Raw genomic sequence first — 17,958 nt, 5'->3', positions numbered from 1 at the left:
GGTGCCAAGCCTGACACTGTAGCGGGCCATGACCACCTACAAGCTGTCCGCATTCCCGGGCGAGGCGCCCAGCGTGTCCGACCGCGCGCTGGGCGCCAACTTCGCCCGGGAGCACTTCAATCTCTTTTTGCCCAGCTCCGAGTTCTGGCCGCTGGCCACGGACCGGCGCCACTCGGCGTGCCTAGCCGGCACCTGCACGCTGCACCGCTTTGCGCGCGATGCCAGCGGCGCCGTGGTACAGAACCCGGCCGCGCCCATCCGCTCCTGGGTGCATGAGCTGTCCCTCGTCAAGGGCCAGATCAACGACGAGGCCACCGAGCGCACATACCAGACCACCAACGACGGCAGCGCGGCGCCGCGTGCGCTGGACGTGCGGGGCAACGACCGGCTGCTGGGCGTGGTGCGCCCGGTCAAGCCCACGGTCACGCTGCAGGTAGTGGACGAGTTCACCACTGAGGAGGCCAAGACCTGGCTGTATGGCGACTTCGCCGAACTGGTGCGCGCGGACCTGCTGGCCACGGTGATCCAGCACGAGGGCCACCAGGAGGCGATCCGCTGGGATGCCAATGGCAAGGCTTATGCCGGCGCCACATCCAACTACGGGCTGTCCCTGTCCACCGCCGTAGGGGCCGGCGCCTGGGCTGGGAATCTCTATGCCGTGGTGTCGGCCGCTCGCGCCAAGGCCTGCGAAATGGACACCACGCGGCTCGGCGCCATCAGCACGGGCAGCGGCTGGGCCGTGCCGGTGGCGGCCATGCCCTACAGCTATCCCTTCCGCAGGCCCGCGCTGGTGGAGGCGCTGCAGCAGCATGAGTTTCCGGACACGGCCGGCGAGCGCTCCGGTGAAACCGTGCTCACGGCCGACCAGGCCGCCAAGCTGGCCGACCTGGTGGAGGAGGCCGTGGCCCCGGGCACCAAGTGCGCCAACTGGCGCAGCGAGCTGGACAAGCTGCTCAAGGAATTCGCGGACCTGGCCCTGAGCAAGTCGTGGGCCGGCGCGGGCACGGCGCCCACCAAGCCGACTGAGCCCAGCGTGGCCCAGTACCACTTTGACGCGGACAACAACGCCATCGAGCACCCCGACTGGGTGCAGTACCGGCTCAAGCTGGAAAACTTCTTCAAGGCACAGGATGCCTACACCGACAGCAAGTCGGATGCTTCGGCCCAGGCCAGCAGCTTCAACGCGCGCCTGGTGGAAATCCAGCAGCGCTGCGCCACCCTGGTGTCCAGCATCCAGACCCAGCTGGCCAGCCAGTACATCGCGGCCACGGGCGACACGGCCGTGATCGGCACCTGGCTGGACCAGCTGGGCGGCGTGGCCGACCTGGCGGGCAAGACTGTGGAGCGCGTGGTGGACTCGCGCTTCTACGTTGTGGCCTTCGTGACCGACTGGGGCGAGGAGTCCGAGCCGTCGCCCATCTCCGAGATGCTGGAGGTGGACCAGAACGACACCGTGACCATCCAGCGGCCCCAGGCCATGACGGGCGAGCAGCATGCCGCGCGCCACGTCGTGAAGTGGCGCATCTACCGCAGCAACGCCTCGGCCGCGGCGGCGGCCTGGCAGCTGGTGCAGGAGCTGCAGATCTCCGTGGCCAGCTTCCTCGATGACAAGAAGGGCGAGGAGCTGGACAGTCTGCAGCCGCAGTTCACCTGGGCCGCGCCCCCGTATCGCATGGACAGCCAGTACGAGGGCGACAACAAGCCCAGCGTGGGCGCCAACCCCTACCTGCGCGGGCTCACGGGGATGCCCAACGGCATCATGGCCGGTTTCATCGACAACACCGTGGCCTTCTGCGAGCCCTACGTGCCCTACGCCTGGCCCGTGGACTACCAGGTCACGACCGAGTGGCCCATCGTGGGCATGGCCGTGTTCGACCAGACCCTGTTCGTGGGCACGGCCGGCAATCCGTACTTCGTGACGGGCGCGCACTCGGCGCAGATGTCGGCCATCAAGCTCGACAGCAACCAGTCCTGCAGCGCACGTCGCTCCATCGTGCCCGTGCAGGGCGGCGTGCTCTATGCCTCGCCAGATGGCCTGTGCCTGGCCAGCCCGGGCGGCGTGCAGGTGGTCACGCGGCAGCTGATCGCGCGCCAGGACTGGCAACGCATGCAGCCGGCCAGCATGTTCGCGGCCGAGCATGAGGGCGTCTACTACCTGTTCTACGCCGGCGCGGGTGGTGGCTGCCTGGCGTTCAGTGCTCAGGACGGGGCCAAGCTGGGCCATACCGACCTGGGCGGCGCGGGTGTGACGGCGGTCTGGGTGGACCGCTTCAACGACCTCATGTACCTGGCGCGCGGCCAGGACATCCTGGAATGCTTCACGGGCGATGCCCTGCGCACGGCGCGCTGGCGCACAGGCCTGGCCACCCAGGGCCAGCAGCTGCCGCTGGCCTGGGCCAAGGTCTACGGCCTGCAGGACGCCCAGCACCCGATCACCCTGCGCCTGTGGGGCGACGGCCAGCTGCAGCACACGGCCCAGTTCACCGACCTGCAGCCGCAGCGCCTGCCGCCCGGGCGCTGGCTGGAGCACCAGGTGGAGATCGAGGGCGCGGCCCGCGTCACCAGCGTGGTGCTGTGCTCGACCACCGAGGAGCTGCGCAGCGTATGACCAACCGCAAGAAAATCGACACGGGCGCGGCCCGCCTGCCGGCCCTGGCCCGGGTCAATGTCCAGGACAAGGCCCTGTCCAACTGGATGCAGGCCGTGACCGAGCACCTGGAAGTGCGCTCCGGCGCCCGGGGCAACGAGTTCGAGCGCGGCGTGACCCTGCGCGAGCTGGTGGCCCTGCAGGGCTCGGTGCAGGGCGTCACCCAGCTGCTGGCCACCGACAAGACGCCCGGCGAGGGCGAGATCGTCATCGACCTGGGCGGCGGGCTGTCGGCCACGGTGGCCGTGGAGCGCTTCGCCCAATCCATCATCGAATCGCGCCTGTTCAAGAGCCTGGCCAAGACCCTGGACGACCCCAGCCGCTTCGACCACCTGGCGCAGGAGATCCGCGACGAGCTGCTGCGCTCCATCGCCGACGAGGCCGCCCAGCGCGGCGCCGAGGTGCGCGAGCTGCAGACCGTGGTGCAGAGCAACGAGCGCAGCCTGGCCATGGCCGTGCGCGAGGTCACTGCCAGCCTGCGCAACGCCAGCGCAGGCCTGCGCGCCACGCAGGCGGCGTTCGCTGACGGCCAGCGGGCCATGGCCACCAACGTGCTGCAGCTGCAGGCGTCCCTGGGCAACTACTACCAGGACGGCAAGCCGGGCCGCGCCATGCTGGAGCAGGAGATGACGGTGCTGGCCGGCTACAGCGAGGGCCTGCGCGCGCAGTACACGCTCAAGGTGCAGGCGGGCGGGGCCCTTGCCGGCTACGGCATCGCGGCCGAGGAGGTCAATGGCAAGACCTCCAGCGCCTTCATCATCATGGCGGACAAGTTCGCCATCGTCTCCCCCAGCTACAACGCGGGCCAGATGAGCACGCCGCGGCCCGAGGACGTGGTGTTCGGCGTCGATGGCGACGGCATCTACCTGCAGCGCAACGTCTACCTCAAGGGAAACATGCGCATCGACGGGCTGGGCAAGAAGCTCATGGACGGGCTGCGCGGCTCGGTGCTGCTGTCGGCCAGCGGCAGCTTCTGGAGCGATGCCACCGCGCGCCAGGCTGTCTGGCAGGCCCTGGGCAACAGCGGCAGCGCACCCAGCACCAACCACCTGATCGTGGGCGATGCCGTGACCATCAGCAACGGCGCCGGCTTCACGCAGACTCGGCACTGGATGGGCGCGGCCTGGCTGATCCCGGCGGCCGTGCTCAATGGCGACCTGCTGGTGGACGGCACCGTGGCGGCACGCAAGGTGGACACGCGCGGCCTCACCGTGCGCGACAACGCCGGCAACGTCATCCTGGACGCCAACGGCCTGGACGCGCAATGGCTGCGCAATCTCAAGGCCGCCCAGGTCAGCGGCCTGGGGCCGCTGGCCACCAAGGACAAGGCCCGCATCGGCGACACCGTGGCGTTCCCGGACGGCACGACGATGAACACCAGCGACTTCATCAACCGGCTGCAGCGCATCACGTCCAACAACATCGGGGTGTTCATGGACACGGCGGCCATTGGTACGGCCTATATCGGGCAGGCGGCCATTGGCACGCTGCAGATCGCGGGCGGCTCAGTCACAGCCATGGCCCAAGGCGAGTTGCCCCGCGAGATTGTCATTTCTCCGGGCGTCGAGGTTGAAATATGCCAATGCACCGTGCGGATGTCGAGCGGTGGGACGGGCGTGGCAATCGTGGCGTTTGCGAACGCCATGCCGCAGTCTGGAGATGCGGGCTTGGGTCTGACCATCGTCCGCGACGGCAATGGCATGCGCTACACGGGGACCTCCATGCGCAATGGCTACCGCACTGTGGCCTATGCCGGGGCTTTTGACGCTCGGCCTCCTGGTGGCGATCTGACCTATCGCTTGATGGCGAGGAACCTTGATCCAGTGAGTTCCATAGAGGTGTATTCGGCCAACATCATGGCTACGGGAGGAAATCGGTGAATCACTATGTCCAGATAGGGGTGTCCGGCCTCGTAGTCGGTCGCGGAAGTACCAATGCACCGTTATCCGCCATACCGTCGCCACCAGGCGGGCAAGTGCTGCGCCTGGGTAGTGATGTTCCCGTAGCTGCTCCGCTGTTTTTTGATGGGCACCAGGTGCGCGTGGCCGCACCGGCTCCTTCCCCGTTCCATGTGCTGTCGAATTCGGGCACCTGGACGCTGAATGAAGCTGCGGCGTGGGTGAGCGTGCGTGCAGACCGCGACCGGCGGATCGCCGCCTGCGACTGGCGTGTCACCCGGGCGCAGGAAGAGGGCCGGCGCCTGGAGCCCGAGTGGCGGACCTACCGCCAAGCCCTGCGCGACATCACCGACCAGCCGCACCCGCTCACCATCGTGTGGCCCACGCCGCCGGCCTGATGCGTGCCAAGCCTGCCACTCTGGCAAGCATGCTGGACTACGACACGCTCGCCATCTACGTCTTCCTGCGCATGCGCATCCCTGGCCTGTTGAGCACCGAGGGCGCTGTTGGCATTGGCTGGAAGCGCGGCGGGGTGCTGGTGGCCGGGGCCGTCTTCGAGCAGCACAACGGCCGCACGGTGTGGGCGCATGTGGCCATCGACGCCCCGCTATCGCGCCGCTTCCTGCGCGCGTTTCTTGACTACCCGTTCGCTGTGTGCGCGGTCGATGCGCTGCGCGGCTACGTGCTCGCTTCCAACACCAGGCTGCGTGCACTGGCCCACCGGCTGGGCGCCGTGGAGGAAGCGGTGCTGGCAGGCGCAGCGCGCGACGGCGGCGATGTGGTGGTCTGCACCCTTTGGAGAGGAAAGCTGAAACATGACACGCTGGCACAGCACTGAATTTGATTTCCTGCCCGAGCAGGCATTCCGACCTCGGCCCGGGGGCGGCATGACGTTGGAGGGTGGCGGCGCCTCGACCCCAGCACCCGATCCGCGACTGGTGGAAGCGCAGGTGAAGAACCTGGGCATCCAGGACGACATGATCCAGCAGATCATCGGCAACGCGAACGACATGGCGCCGTTGCAGAAGGAGCAAACGCAGTTCGCGCTGGACTCCTCCCGCACCGCGTGGGAGCAGTCGCAGTCCGACCGCGACTATGCACTGGGGCGCCGCGACAAGCTGACGGGCCTGCAAGACACCATGATCGAGGATGCGCGCACCTTCGACACGGAGGGCAAGCGCGAGGAACTGGCGGGCCAAGCGGCTGCGGATGTCTCGAACGCCTACGAAAGTGCCAAGCGCACGCAGGGCGCAGAGATGGCCCGCATGGGCATCAACCCCGCTGATGGAAAGTATGGTGCCGCGTCCAATGCGCTGGCCGCCGGTGAAGCGCTGGCCACAGCGACAGGCAAGAACTCGGCCCGAACCGCTGCGCGTGCGGAAGGGCGGGCGCTGACGGACCGGGCCTCGAATGCCTTGGCCGGCTATCCTGCCATGGGCATGCAGACGACGGCGGCCACGGCCGGCTACGGCGCCTCGGGCCAGAACATCGCCAACACCGGCCTGGCCGGCCTGAACTCCGGCTACGGGCAGGCGGCGGGCATGGCGGGCAATGCCGGCAACAGCGCGGCCAACATGTGGGGGCAGCAGTCCCAGGCCTATCAGCAGTCCCAGGCCACCAGCGGCGCCGGAACGGGGGCCATCGTGGGCGCGGGCCTGTCTGCTGCGGCCATGTTCTTCTGATGCGGGCCGCAGACATTGCCGACAGCGTGGGCCAGGCGATTGCCGGCCGGCGCGCTGCGCTGCAGTTCAGTGGGGGCAAGGACTCGCTGGCATGCCTGTACCTGCTGCATCCACTGGTGGAGCAGGGCCTGCCGGTCTACTGGCTGTCCACGGGTGACACCATCCCGGAAACAAGCGCGGTTGTGGACCAGGTGCGCGCGTGGGTTCCAGATCTGCGTACCGTGCAGACGGACGTGCTCGCCTGGAAAGCGGCCCATGGCATCCCCAGTGACGTGACCACGGCGCAATCGAGCTGGATCGGCCAGGCCTACGGCATGAGCGACACGCCGCTGGTGGGCCGCATGGACTGCTGCGTGGCCAACCTGATGCAGCCCATGCACCAGCGCATGCTGGCCGATGGCATCGAGGTGGTGATTCGCGGGACCAAGCTGGCCGATACCGGCCAGGTGCCGGTGCGCGGCCCAGGCGATGCCTACGAGGTTTTGCTGCCGCTGCTGTACTGGAGCCATGACCAGGTGTTCCAGTTCCTGCAGGAGGTGGGCGCCCCGCGCAATGCCGTCTACGACACCTTCCGCGCCATCAGCGCGCCTGAGTGCCTGCACTGCAGCGCATGGTGGGACGACGGCAAGGCCGCCTATCTCAAGCAGCTGCACCCCGACAAAGTGGGGCAGTACCGAGTGAATCTGCAGACCATTCGCGCCGAACTGGCGCGCCGGGTGCAGGAGTTGGACAGCGAATTGAAGGAGTGCGAACAATGAATTTGGGAAGTGGTTTCGCTGCGGGCCTGGCACAGGGCCAGCAATTTACGCGGGGCATTGCCGATGCCTATCGCGCCGGTCAGCAAATGAACGATGCGCGCGACCAGGCCGCGCAGAAAGAGGCGTTGAAAGGCATTGCCAGTGCCACAGCCGTTGAGTCCACGGGCTACACCGCCGACCAGGGCAAGGAGCTGGAAGGCTTGGCCGCCAACGGCTACAAGATCGACTTTGACGGCGCGCAGAAGGCCTATGTCGCGCGCAACGATGCGGGCGACACCAAGACCATCGCCATGCAGGGGGTGACCGACTTCATGGGCGAGCGCTCGGCGGGGTCGATGAGCCGCGAGCAGCAGGACAGCACGCGCATGCTGGCCATGGCCGACGTGATCGGCCGTACCGACCCAGAGCGCGGCCTGCAGATGCGCCAACAGCTCACGCTGGGGGCGCACGATCTCAAACGCCAGGCTAGAGAAATGAAGCAATGGCAGCAGGATGACGAAGTGGGGCGCATCGAGGGCGAGCAACGAAAGCAGTTCCAGGCATCGTTGATTGACCAGAGCGGCAAGTCACGCGAAGCGACGATGGACGACCACCTTGCCCATAGTCAGCGCCGTATAGCGGCGCTGACACAGGCTGGGCATCTCAAGGCTGCGGACCAGGCTACCCAGGATTTGATGGCGCAGTCGCACATCAAAATCCAGATGGATACAAAAAGGCGTCAGGAGGCATCTGACAAGGCCGCTGCTGGCCTGGCGGTGGGCGACTATGCCCCGCTGATGGAGCTCTACAACCGCTATGTTCCCAGTGGCTACAAAATTTCCGGCATCGAGGCGGGACAGGGCGGGGCTTTGCAGATCAAGCGCACAGACCTGAATGGCCGGGAGGCGGCGCCAGTCACTCTTAAGGACAGTGGCGAGGCTCTTGGACTTCTCAAGTCCATGGCCAGTCCGGCGGCGCTGTACCAGTATTCCCAGGGCGAGTTCCAACGCAGCTTGCGTCCGAGCCGAGAAACCGTCCCGAGCGGCTTGCCGTATGGCGCTTCCAGGTAGCGCGGCGCTGATTCTGCAACCCAGGCCAAGGCCCGCTTCAGCGGGCCTTGCCGTTTCAGGAGCCCGGGTGCCGCTGCCTGCCGTGCCAAGCCTGCCAGTCTGTGCTTCTTGCCAAAAGGGGATCAGATGAGCAGCAAGAAGTACAAGCGCGAAAGGCTGGACCAGCCGAGCAGCCGGGCCTACGAGCCAGAGGCATTCGAATTGCTGGACGGGCTGGATGTGACCGGCATCGGTGCCGGCGCACGCTACCGGCCCGTGCCTGCCCAACCGCCTGCACAGCCGCAGGAGCGCAGCTGGGGTGAGGCGATCGCGGATGCCGGCGTGCAAAGCGCTGAAGGGGTGAATACAACCTTGGGCAGCGTTTTCAACCTCTTTTCGCCCTCATCCGGTGTTGCGGATTTTTTCCGCAGCAATGGCGAGCATTGGCGCAAGGCACAAAGCCCCGTGATGCAGCGCAAGCTGGCCGAAGCCGAAAAGGTGATCAGCGCGGCGGACCAGGATTCGATCATCGAACAATCCATCGCGGCAGCGCGGGCCTACAGCTCGGACCCCGTACTGATCTCGCGCTTCATCTTCACGAATCTGCCCAGTGTGCTCCCGGGCCTTGGCGCGTCGAGGGTGGGGCAGATTGCCACGCTGGCCGCAGGAGGAAGCACTGCCCTGGCGGCTGCGGCCGGCACCACCATGGCAGGTGCCACGGAGGCACTGATGAATGCGGGAGGCGCCCGTGCAAAAGCCTTCGAAGAGATCCGCGACACGCTGCGCAAGCAAAACGTTCCGGAAGACGAGGCGGTACGGATCGCCATCGGCAAGTCGGTGTTGCCTGCTGCCATAGGCAGCTTGACCGGCTTGCTGCCTGGCAAGCGCCACATCGAGCGTGCTCTGGCGGGCAGGGGACATGCCGTGACCGGAGCACTGGCATCGGCGATGCTGGGCAAGCAGCTCGATGACGTACTGCCCCAGATGGCGACAAACCACCAGGCTGGGGAGGTCGATGGGCGACCGTTGTCGCGCAATGTCGGACGCACGGCGGTGGAGGCCGCTGTCAGCGGCCTGCCGCCTGCGGGCGTCGCTGCCATCGCCGCCAGGCGCAGCCGGGCCCAAGGGGGCAAGGCGGGTAGTGAGGGCGATGCAGCGCTGCCCATCACCAGCCCGGAATCTGCAAGCCCGTCGCGGCCCGGATCGCCGGTACCTGTGGACGCAGGCCCGGCTGTCATGGAAATCTCCGCAGGTCCTGCCAAGATGGACAAGGCTGTCAGCACGGTACCTGCAGCATCCGGTCGTGGAGCCGATGGCGACGCCAAGCTGCAAGGCGCCAGGCAACGCGGGCCAGTGCCGGCCGATGCCTTTGCTAGTGGCGATGCGCCGGCCTTCGATCCAGCTACGGTGCAGGCCCGCAATTGGCTGCAGTTCGTGTCCGAGCGCGGCGAGAACATCGGCAGGCTGCGCAGGGGTACACCTGCCTGGGAATTGCTGCAGGACGATTGGAAAGCCGTGCAGGCTGCACGCAAGGACGCCTCGGCCGGCCGTACCGCGCCCGTGGATGATGCCCCGGTCCGTGCGCCGGGCGACGAGAATGCGGCCGCCCGCCCCGCCGCTGAAGGCAGCGCCCCTGTGCCGGGCAGCGAGAAGGCATCCATGCAACCTGCCCCGGGTGTGCGGCGGAGTGGGGAGCCTACTGCGGATGAGGCTTCTGGTGCACAGGACTCCTCCGGGCCGCCTGCCGCTGCGGCGCAACGGCCCCATCCGGATGGAGAACTGCCCGCCGCGTTGCCAGCTGCAGTGAAGGTCGGTGCGGGCGATGGCGCCTCGGCACCCGATACAGCGCCTGCTGCGGCGCAGCCAGCTTCGCGCCAGGATGCAGACAAGAGTGCAAGCCCGGAGCCTGATGCCTCCATGGGCAACGTGAAAGAGGTGGCTGATGCCATTAGTGCCTCATGGGCCAAGGGACCTCCGGTGCGCGTCATGTTCGACCTGAAGGAGCCCCGCCTGGCGCAGGCAATGCGTGATGCCGGCCGGGAACCGGGGGCCGATGGCGGCACGCAGGGGCCGCGCGGTTTCTATGCCGATGGTCAGCTCCACCTGCTTGCCAATGCAAGCCATACGCCGGCCCAGGTTGCGCGGGTCGTATACCGGCAGGCGCTAGGCCAGCATGGTCTTCAGGGGGCGTTTGGCGAAGGGATGGATGCCGTGCTCGACCAGATCGTCGCAGCGCGCCCGCGCGATGTGCGTGAGAAGGCCCAGGAGCACGGACTGGCCGAGGGTCGGGAGGGTCGGCGTGCCGCCGCCCAGGATGTGCTGGCGGCCATGGCCGAGCAGTCGCCGCAGGCGGGGTTCGTTCGAAAGGCAGTCGAGGCGGTCCGCTCGCGGCTGCGGGCTCAACTGCCGTCCATCAGGCCCATGGCGATGTCCGACGCAAGGATCATCGAGGACTTCATCCTGCCTGCCCGCGATTGGGTGCGGCGGGGCGGGCAGCCTGCTGGCAACGGTCTGCCCGCCGCCGTCGCTGCGCCACGCGCCGAAGCCGATGCGCAGCGGCAGAGGGTGGACGCGCAGGCCCGCACCGGCATGGACCAGGGCGAGTCCGGCGATGTGGGCTCCAGGCAGTGACGCGGGGCCCGTGGCAGGAATCGCCGACCCGGGGCGTTGCACACCATGACGACATCCATTGAATCCGTCAGCCCGCCCGAGGACTCGGCGGCGCAGCTGCTGGAGTGCGAGCTGCTGGAGATTGCCGAGCAGGAGCTTGGGCTGAGCGGCCCGCAGGCCTTGTCCGTTGCCCAGGCCATGTTGCGCGGGTTGCGAAAGCGCTATGGCGGCATGCGCATGGGCGCACGCGGCGCCGCCATCTACGTGCCCGCGCCCAGCAAGAAGGAGCGCAACGAAGCCATCCGCCAGGAATTCAACGGGGTCAACCGCAAGCAGTTGCAGACCAAATATGGACTCCAGCGGGCTCAGCTGTACCGCATCCTGGGCAAGCGGCCAGGCGCGGTTCGCAACGGTGTTTCCCCTCCGGAGACATCGCTTTCTGTAGAGGGCTGAGCCGTGCAGCGCAGCGGCGGACGGCGACCGCTGCTGCGCCTGGCATGTGCTTGAAAACAGTCTCATTTGTCGGCAGGAAATGAGACGCGAGGACAGAGAAACTGTCTGAACACGCCCAGCAGGGCGCAATGGAACCCAAGGATACAGGCGGTCTTTTTCCTATGTTCACCCACTCGAGAAACAACACCTTCAACACTGCGTCCCCGGTCGCAGGCTTGCCGGATGCAGCGGACGGTTGTATCCGCAGCCAGACGGCCGCCACCAGAGCGCGCGCCTGATGCTTCAGCTCGAATCCATCCTGGCCTCCCGCCTCAAGTCGTTGCCGGCCTTCGGGGGCTGGCACGTCAGCGGAGCCAGCGAGTCCGTCGACCGCTCGGCTGTGCCTGCTGCGCAGGTGCGCATGGCATCTGCCACAGGGGTGGCCGCCATGAGGACCGCGGCGCAGTTGCAGCCGACCTGGGTTGCCGCGCTGATGGTGCCGCGCGGCGCACAGGCTGCCGCCGCGCTGGGCGAGGCACTCGGGGCCTTGGTCGAAGCACTACACAACTGGTCGCCGGGAGCGGTCCATGACCGCTTCTGGACCCCCTTCCAGTTCGTCTCCATCCAGGAGGCGGCTTTTCCCGACCCAGGCCTCGTGGGGTACGAGGCCGCATTCACCACCACGGCCCTGTTTGACGGCCAGCCGTGATTTCTTACCTTTGATTGGAGCAGCGACATGCCGATTGCACACCCGAAAAATGACTACCAGATTCCGCGAGGCCGCGTCTACATCGACCTCTATGACGCCAACGAGCAACTGACGGGCGAGATTCCCATGGGCAACTGCCCTGGCTTCACCCTCACCGTCGCGGCAGAAAAGGCTGAGCACTTCAGCAGCGAAGAGGGCATGTCGGAGAAAGACGGCAGCTGGCCCATCAAGGTCACCCGCACCGGCGCCCTGACCTGCGACAACATCAGCGCGCGCAATGTGGCCTCCTGGCTGTCCGGCACCCATGCGCTGAAGACACAGGACGCCACCCCCGTGGACAACGAGAGCCGCGCCGTGGTACCCGGCCGCCAGTACCAACTGGGCGCCACCGCTGCCAATCCTCTGGGTGTTCGCAACGTCTCCACCGTGTCCATCAAGAGCGAGGACGGTCAGACCAGCTACGTCGCGGGCCGCGACTACAACCTGAGCCTGGAGACCGGCCGTGTCCAGATCATCGAAGGCGGCCAGATCGCCGCCGGCAAGGTGGTCTTCGGCTACACGCCCGTGGCCGGCCAGTTCGAGTCGGTGATGACGGGCGCCAAGTCCGACATGACCTGTGCGATCCGCATCGTGTCCGACAGCGCTGCCGGCCTGGACAGCGACTGGTACATGCCGCTGGTGGCGCTCACGCCCACGGGCGAGATGCCTCTGATCACAGAGGACACCAAGCCCGTGAGCATGCAGTTCTCGCTGGAAGTTCTCAAGGGTCCCAACGCGCAGGCCATCTACCGCGACGGCCGTCCCGTGTCCATCCCCTGATGTGAACCATCCCACCTGGCCGCGTGCCGGGTGGTTCGCCCTGCCGCCTGGACAGGCGGCAGGGCGAACCAGACATGCCTACAAAAGAACCCTGAATCATGGACGAGAAACCCATTTCCATGCTCACCCGCGCCAAGGACGCCGCAGAGAAGGCGTTCGATAGCCTCAAGGCCAAGGCAGCCGAGGTGGGCACATCAATGCTCCAGAGTTTTGGTGCTGCGGCCAGGTCTGCTTTCGACAGCGCGGCCAAAGCGCTCAGCAATTTCCAGACGGTGATGGACGGTGTGCAGGCCGTGTTGCAAAGTTTGGCGGACAAGGGCGCCCAGGGAGCCCAGTCCTTCATGGCGCTCGGCACGGCGGCCGGCTCTGCGGTGAGCGGGATGGTGAGCCGGGGCGCGGCCTCGTTGGACAGTCTTGCCACCAAACTGTCCGAGGTGGGGACATCCATGCTCAAGGGCTTTGGTGCTTCGGCTGGAGAGACCTTCAAGAATGCCGTCACGGCTGCGGCGGATTTCGAGTCGGCAATGGACCGTGTCCAGGTCGCCACCGGCAGTTCGGCCGAGGAGATGGCCGCGCTGACCAAGGCGGCCACGGATGCCGGACTCACCACGCAGTACTCGGGCGTGCAGGCTGCCGGCGCGCTGGAAAGTCTGGCGCAGGCGGGGTTGACGGCCCAGGAGAGCATTGCCACGTTGCCGGCGGTCCTGAACCTAGCGCAGGCCGGCGGCATGGAACTGTCCGCCGCCAGCGAAGCCGTGACCAAGGCGGTTTCGGGCATGGGCCTGCAATTCGAGGATGCAGGGCGCGTGGCGGATGTGCTGGCCAAAGGGTCGGTGCTCACCGGCACCAGTATCGGCAGCCTGGCCGAGACCCTGGGCACGGTGGGCCCTGCTGCCGGACGCGTGGGACTGAGCCTGGAAAGCACGGTGGCCATGATCGGCCAGTTTTCGCAGGCTGGGACCGATGCGGGGAAGGCCGGCTCGGCGTTCAACACCATCCTGGGCCAGTTCGCGGATCCGGCCAGCGCGTTCCGCAAGGAGCTGGGCGAGGCCGGCATTGTCACCGACGATTTCGAGCAGGCATTGCAGCAACTGGCCGGCAAGGGCCCGGAAGGCGCGCAGGCCATCAAGGCACTGGGGACGGAGGCCGGTCCCGTGCTGTCCGGGCTGCTCAGCCAGGGCATGGGCTCACTGAATGCTCTTTCCACCACGCTGGGCAATGCCTCCGGCAGTGCCGCCGACATGGCAGCAACCATGTCGGACAACCTCAATGGTTCGGTCAAGGGGTTCGAAAATGTCTGGGAGGGTGTCAAGGCCACGCTAGGCACGCCCGTGCTGCCTGTTCTCAAGGAGGCGGTGGATGCGGTGGCAGAGGGCTTCCGCACTGCCGTTGCTGACGGCGCCATTGGGCGCTTCGGCGAATCGATTGCTGCGGCCTTCCGCTCCGGCCTGGAATTCGCCAAGGGCTTCATTTCCACGATCGATTTCAAGGCCGTGGGCGAGAAGCTGCAGGCCTTCGCAGACCGGGCCAAGGACGCCCTGACGCGGGTGCAGGAGTACGGCACGAATACCGGCAACGTGCTGAAGATTGCCTGGGGCACGATGAGCGCTGGCGTCAATGGCGTGATGACCGTCATCTATGGCCTGGGTGCAGTTTTCGCCGAAATCGCGAGCGGTGTCTCGAGTGGGATTGCATGGCTTAACGAGCAGCTCGCGAAGGTCTCGTTTGGCCAGTTGTCCCAGTCCTTCAAGCAGGCCGCGCAAGACGCCGAGGTGATGGCGGGCGGCTTCGGGGCTTCGGCCCAGGCCATGCGCGACAAGGCCACCGAGTCCCTGCAGGCCGTGACCGACGCCGCTCAGACGACGCGCAATGGCTTCGCCGGCCTGGTGCAAGGCAGCCAGGAGGCCGGTACAGCTGGCGGGGAATCGGAGCGCGCCTTCAGGCAGATGGCTGCTTCCATCGAGGAGACCGGCCGAAAGAGCATGGAAACCAAGGTGGCGCTGGAGAGTACGGCTGCGTCGACGGCCATCGCGTCACAAAGCGTCAGCCAGTTGCGTGCCGAATACGAGCAACTGATGGCCGGTGGCAACCTGCAGGCCGCGGCCGAGACGCTGAAGGAGATCGACAGGGTCCAGCGGGCGCTGCCCGAGTCCGCGCAGAGCGCGCAGCAGGCAGCTGCGGCGGTGGACAAAGCCTATGTTGCCTTGGGCATGACCTCGGGTACAGCGCTGCAGGAGCTAGCGAAAACCTCGCAGGAGGCCTTCAGCAAGCTGGAGCAGGACGGCACCCAGTCGGCCTCCCGTATGGCTGATGCCTTCAAGGTCATGGCCGAGCGCGTGATCGCGGCCAACGGCGGCATAGCGCCTGAATGGCTCAAGACCAAGGCCGCCGTACAGGGCTTCGAGGTCGAGATGGACAAGGTGGGCAAGAGCACGCTGCGCATGAAGGACGCGGCGGACAGCGCCAAGGGCAGCAAGGAGCAGTTGACCCGTGCCGTGAACGACCAGCGCACTGCGCTGGAGCGCCTCAATGCCGAGCGTGAACGGGAGATCGCCGCGCAGGAGAAGGCCAACGAGCTCAAGGAGCGCGAGCTGGAGCTGTACCGCAAGAAATGGAAGATCGACAAGGAAAACTACAGCCTGAACACCGCGGGCGAGCGCGTGACGATGAGCTTCCATTCCCGCACATCGGTGCTGGAGCTCGCCAAGAGCCAGGGCCTGGATGAGGCTGCGGCCCTGCGCATCGTGGACCAGTTCGAGCAGCAATTCGACCGCAAGCCGGGCGTGTTGGGCGGCATCCAGGGAGGAGTGAACCCCAACGAGGTGAATGCGGCTATTGCCGAGGCGGTACTCGCACAGACCAGAGCCAAAGTGGCCAAAGAGGCAGAGGAGCAGAGAAAAGCCGCCCTGCCCGCCAAAGACGCAAACCTCAAGGAGGCCGGCGCGACGTCCCGGGTCATCGACCTGCGGGTCAATGGCAAGTCGCTCGGCAATGTGAATACCGATGCAGATGGCGAAGCAGCGATCGATCGCCTGCTGTCGGAACTCGAGCGCAGCAAGGCGCTGGCAGGAGCATGACCGTGACCACCAAGAACCACACGCTGGGCACCCTCCAGATCCCCCGTGGGATGACCTGGGCCGATGAATTCACTTGGTCTGCCGTGTCGCGCAATGCAGAGCGAAGCATCACGGGCGCTCTCATCGTGGACGAGGTGGGCAAGCTCTCCGGCCGTCCCATCACTTTGCAGGGCGAGGAATCCCAGGGCTGGATCCGGCGCGCCACGCTGCTGTCCCTGCAGGAGATGGCTGGCGCGGCGGGGCAAGTCTACCGCCTGCAACTGGCCGATGGCCGCAGCTTCGATGTTCAGTTTTCGGGCGACGAGCCCATCGCGGCGCGACCGGTCGGAAATCCCGAGCTGCCCGCGCTTGCCAACCCCTATGTCGCCACGGTGCGGCTCATCACGGTTTGAGGAACCAAAGCATATGACAGTCAAAGACGGCGATATCAGGCTGCTTGCCTCCAAAGTCATGGACGATGTACCAGAGGGCGGAGGCGGGCCGACCGGCAATTCCATCGTCTGGGGGGCAAGCAATGCCATTTTTCCGGACATTACGGAAGTGGACCGCGCTGGCGGCGACGTGAGCATCCGCCAGCTGTTCGCGGCGGTCCAGACTCCCGATGTCGAGCCGCTGATGGACGCCAACATCATCTTGTCAGCCATGCCCGACGATCCCAATGTTAATGTAACTTTGGCGAGCTGTGGCGTGTTCGCAAAGCGCACCGAGATTGCCGCAGCAATAGCTGCCTATTTGATCCCGGGCACGGAGTGGGGTGGTTTCTTGCTGGAAAACCACGTCCAGGGGCAGGCTGCCATCCACATCTTCCATCGACCTGGCACCCCCGCGCCCACCATCGGCCGAACCCTGGTGCTGGTCGCAAATGAAGGGGCCGCCAACGAGGTGCTGCAGTACGTGCGTGTGCTGCGGGTCGAGACCGAGACGCAGAATTTCACGTATTCGGTGTCCGGGGGGTATGTCGATTACCAGGCCAGCGTCACCCGCTGCGAGATCATGCCCCGCCTTCGCACAGCCTTCGCCGGCAGCCCGCCGAGCCGGACGTTTGTTCGTGACCAGGGCAAGACCAAGATCCGCGACACCACTGTCGCGGACGCGGCCACCTACTACGGCGCGCAGACGCTCAGCGCTGCCGTCACGCTGGGCGAGAACGTCCTGCGCGTGTCCAGCATCTACACCCAGCTGGTGCCCAGCTCGCGCACCGAGTCCGTGGCGCTGGATCAGCGGCCGGCCGGCGTGCGGCAGCTGACCCTGGCCACGGCGCCGCGCGACATCAAGGTGGCCGCTGCGCCCCACACGCGGCGCATCCGCGTGAGCCAAGAGAACCGGGGCTACTCATGGGTGCACATCCTGCGGCCCTTTCCCGCGCCCAACACCGTGGCGGTGTCGTTCCAGATCCTGGGCATCTGGTACACGGCCACAGACAACGGGCAGGGCGAGCTGACGGGCAGCGCCGTGGGCACGGTCAACTACAACAACGGTTCCATCTCTGTCACGCTGCCTGAGCTGCCCGATGACGGCTCAAGCATCATCTTCCAGTGGGGCGAAGCCAGTGCGTTCGTGAACCGCTCCGGCGCGACTGGCTGGCGGCTGCCAGAGCATGCGCTGCGCCTTGACCACCAGGGCATCAAGCGCGGCACGCTGTCGATCAAGTGGCAGTCTGGGGGCGTGCTGCGCACCGCCACCGACAACGATGGGCAGCTGCAGGGCGATGCCAAGGGCGAGATCAACTATGCCTCAGGCGCGCTGCTGCTTAGCCCCAAGTACATGCCCGATGCGGGCGGTCAGTTCGCCATCGAATACGACTACGCAAACATCATCGAAAAGAACATGGTCGTCACCCCCGATGCGGGCGGCTTCGCCACGGTCAACTTCGACACCGAACCTGCTGCCGGGTCGGTGTCCATCAGCTGGATCACGGTGCGCAACTTGTCGGCCAGCTCGGGCGCGTCTTCTGCGGGCACGGCGGCCGGCAAGAACACCAGCAACACCAGCAAGGTGAGCTACATGCCCCAGGTGCCACCCGTGGCGCCCCCGGCAACGACTAGCCGCGTGCCGCTGTCAGGCAACGACATCTATGCCAAGTACATGGCCCCGGGCGGTACGCGAGTGCTGACCCAGGAGGCCGTGTACATCGAGGTGATCGCTGCCTACGCGCCGGACGGCTACCACTACCCCGTGCCCGATGCCACAGGCGTCACCTGGTCCGAGGGGGACTACGCGCAGGGGCAGATCAGCATCGGGGGCACCACCTACAGGCGCTGGGGCACATCCATCAACAACGGGAGCCTTGGATCATGA

The 17,958-nt window shown here is 66.5% G+C and carries 14 protein-coding genes; all 14 read left to right on the top strand.

Going from position 1 to position 17,958, the window contains the following annotated elements; genetic code table 11:
• Positions 1 to 28: 28 nt before the first annotated feature.
• Entirely contained in the window at positions 29 to 2,608 is a 2,580-nt protein-coding gene (locus tag IB269_RS20610) for a hypothetical protein (protein WP_192368133.1), read from the top strand.
• A complete protein-coding gene (locus tag IB269_RS20605; protein ID WP_123691994.1) occupies positions 2,605 to 4,527 on the top strand; it encodes a DUF1983 domain-containing protein in 1,923 nt (640 codons plus the stop codon). The genes IB269_RS20610 and IB269_RS20605 overlap by 4 nt, the downstream gene beginning before the upstream one ends.
• Before the next feature lie 245 nt (positions 4,528 to 4,772).
• Positions 4,773 to 4,943 (top strand): phage tail assembly chaperone, encoded by a 171-nt coding sequence (locus IB269_RS20600; protein WP_192368132.1) that lies wholly within the window; start codon positions 4,773 to 4,775, stop codon positions 4,941 to 4,943.
• Positions 4,944 to 4,972: 29 nt separating this feature from the next.
• Positions 4,973 to 5,383, top strand: coding sequence for an N-acetyltransferase (locus IB269_RS20595; RefSeq protein ID WP_148078911.1), 411 nt, complete (start codon positions 4,973 to 4,975; stop codon positions 5,381 to 5,383).
• On the top strand, positions 5,361 to 6,227 hold the full coding sequence (locus tag IB269_RS20590) for a hypothetical protein (RefSeq protein ID WP_192368131.1): 867 nt from the start codon (positions 5,361 to 5,363) through the stop codon (positions 6,225 to 6,227). The genes IB269_RS20595 and IB269_RS20590 overlap by 23 nt, the downstream gene beginning before the upstream one ends.
• The gene (locus IB269_RS20585) at positions 6,227 to 6,985 is read left to right on the top strand and encodes a phosphoadenosine phosphosulfate reductase family protein (RefSeq protein WP_192368130.1); all 759 of its coding nucleotides are present in this window, start codon (positions 6,227 to 6,229) and stop codon (positions 6,983 to 6,985) included. The genes IB269_RS20590 and IB269_RS20585 overlap by 1 nt, the downstream gene beginning before the upstream one ends.
• Positions 6,982 to 8,034, top strand: coding sequence for a hypothetical protein (locus tag IB269_RS20580; RefSeq protein ID WP_192368129.1), 1,053 nt, complete (start codon positions 6,982 to 6,984; stop codon positions 8,032 to 8,034). The genes IB269_RS20585 and IB269_RS20580 overlap by 4 nt, the downstream gene beginning before the upstream one ends.
• A gap of 126 nt (positions 8,035 to 8,160) precedes the next feature.
• The gene (locus tag IB269_RS20575; RefSeq protein WP_192368128.1) at positions 8,161 to 10,644 is read left to right on the top strand and encodes a hypothetical protein; all 2,484 of its coding nucleotides are present in this window, start codon (positions 8,161 to 8,163) and stop codon (positions 10,642 to 10,644) included.
• 45 nt (positions 10,645 to 10,689) lie between these two features.
• Entirely contained in the window at positions 10,690 to 11,076 is a 387-nt protein-coding gene (locus IB269_RS20570; RefSeq protein ID WP_097202854.1) for a Mor transcription activator family protein, read from the top strand.
• A gap of 277 nt (positions 11,077 to 11,353) precedes the next feature.
• Positions 11,354 to 11,764: a hypothetical protein gene (locus IB269_RS20565; RefSeq protein ID WP_192368127.1), complete on the top strand. Its 411-nt coding sequence runs from the start codon at positions 11,354 to 11,356 to the stop codon at positions 11,762 to 11,764.
• A 27-nt stretch (positions 11,765 to 11,791) separates the two neighbouring features.
• Positions 11,792 to 12,583, top strand: a complete 792-nt coding sequence (locus IB269_RS20560) for a hypothetical protein (RefSeq protein ID WP_013803273.1) — start codon at positions 11,792 to 11,794, stop codon at positions 12,581 to 12,583.
• Positions 12,584 to 12,681: 98 nt separating this feature from the next.
• Positions 12,682 to 15,660 carry a phage tail tape measure protein gene (locus IB269_RS20555; RefSeq protein WP_192368126.1) on the top strand — a complete coding sequence of 993 codons (2,979 nt, stop codon included), beginning with the start codon at positions 12,682 to 12,684 and terminating at the stop codon, positions 15,658 to 15,660.
• Complete coding sequence (locus tag IB269_RS20550) at positions 15,657 to 16,052, top strand: hypothetical protein (RefSeq protein ID WP_192368125.1); 396 nt, start codon at positions 15,657 to 15,659, stop codon at positions 16,050 to 16,052. The genes IB269_RS20555 and IB269_RS20550 overlap by 4 nt, the downstream gene beginning before the upstream one ends.
• Positions 16,053 to 16,065: 13 nt before the next feature.
• Positions 16,066 to 17,958 (top strand): hypothetical protein, encoded by a 1,893-nt coding sequence (locus IB269_RS20545; RefSeq protein WP_192368124.1) that lies wholly within the window; start codon positions 16,066 to 16,068, stop codon positions 17,956 to 17,958.

Origin of the sequence: Delftia sp. DLF01 (assembly GCF_014852125.1) — a bacterium.
In the GTDB taxonomy this organism is placed as follows: Bacteria; Pseudomonadota; Gammaproteobacteria; order Burkholderiales; family Burkholderiaceae_C; genus Comamonas; species Comamonas acidovorans.
Note: the sequence above shows the minus strand (reverse complement) of the source record. Positions and strands in the feature narration are given on the sequence as shown.

What these genes read in the sequence shown, in the direction of transcription:
- IB269_RS20610 (WP_192368133.1), top strand. Translation starts at nt 29, where the DNA reads ATGACCACCTACAAGCTGTCCGCATTCCCGGGCGAGGCGCCCAGCGTG.
- IB269_RS20605 (WP_123691994.1), top strand. Translation starts at nt 2,605, where the DNA reads ATGACCAACCGCAAGAAAATCGACACGGGCGCGGCCCGCCTGCCGGCC.
- IB269_RS20595 (WP_148078911.1), top strand. Translation starts at nt 4,973, where the DNA reads ATGCTGGACTACGACACGCTCGCCATCTACGTCTTCCTGCGCATGCGC.
- IB269_RS20590 (WP_192368131.1), top strand. Translation starts at nt 5,361, where the DNA reads ATGACACGCTGGCACAGCACTGAATTTGATTTCCTGCCCGAGCAGGCA.
- IB269_RS20585 (WP_192368130.1), top strand. Translation starts at nt 6,227, where the DNA reads ATGCGGGCCGCAGACATTGCCGACAGCGTGGGCCAGGCGATTGCCGGC.
- IB269_RS20580 (WP_192368129.1), top strand. Translation starts at nt 6,982, where the DNA reads ATGAATTTGGGAAGTGGTTTCGCTGCGGGCCTGGCACAGGGCCAGCAA.
- IB269_RS20575 (WP_192368128.1), top strand. Translation starts at nt 8,161, where the DNA reads ATGAGCAGCAAGAAGTACAAGCGCGAAAGGCTGGACCAGCCGAGCAGC.
- IB269_RS20570 (WP_097202854.1), top strand. Translation starts at nt 10,690, where the DNA reads ATGACGACATCCATTGAATCCGTCAGCCCGCCCGAGGACTCGGCGGCG.
- IB269_RS20565 (WP_192368127.1), top strand. Translation starts at nt 11,354, where the DNA reads ATGCTTCAGCTCGAATCCATCCTGGCCTCCCGCCTCAAGTCGTTGCCG.
- IB269_RS20560 (WP_013803273.1), top strand. Translation starts at nt 11,792, where the DNA reads ATGCCGATTGCACACCCGAAAAATGACTACCAGATTCCGCGAGGCCGC.
- IB269_RS20555 (WP_192368126.1), top strand. Translation starts at nt 12,682, where the DNA reads ATGGACGAGAAACCCATTTCCATGCTCACCCGCGCCAAGGACGCCGCA.
- IB269_RS20550 (WP_192368125.1), top strand. Translation starts at nt 15,657, where the DNA reads ATGACCGTGACCACCAAGAACCACACGCTGGGCACCCTCCAGATCCCC.
- IB269_RS20545 (WP_192368124.1), top strand. Translation starts at nt 16,066, where the DNA reads ATGACAGTCAAAGACGGCGATATCAGGCTGCTTGCCTCCAAAGTCATG.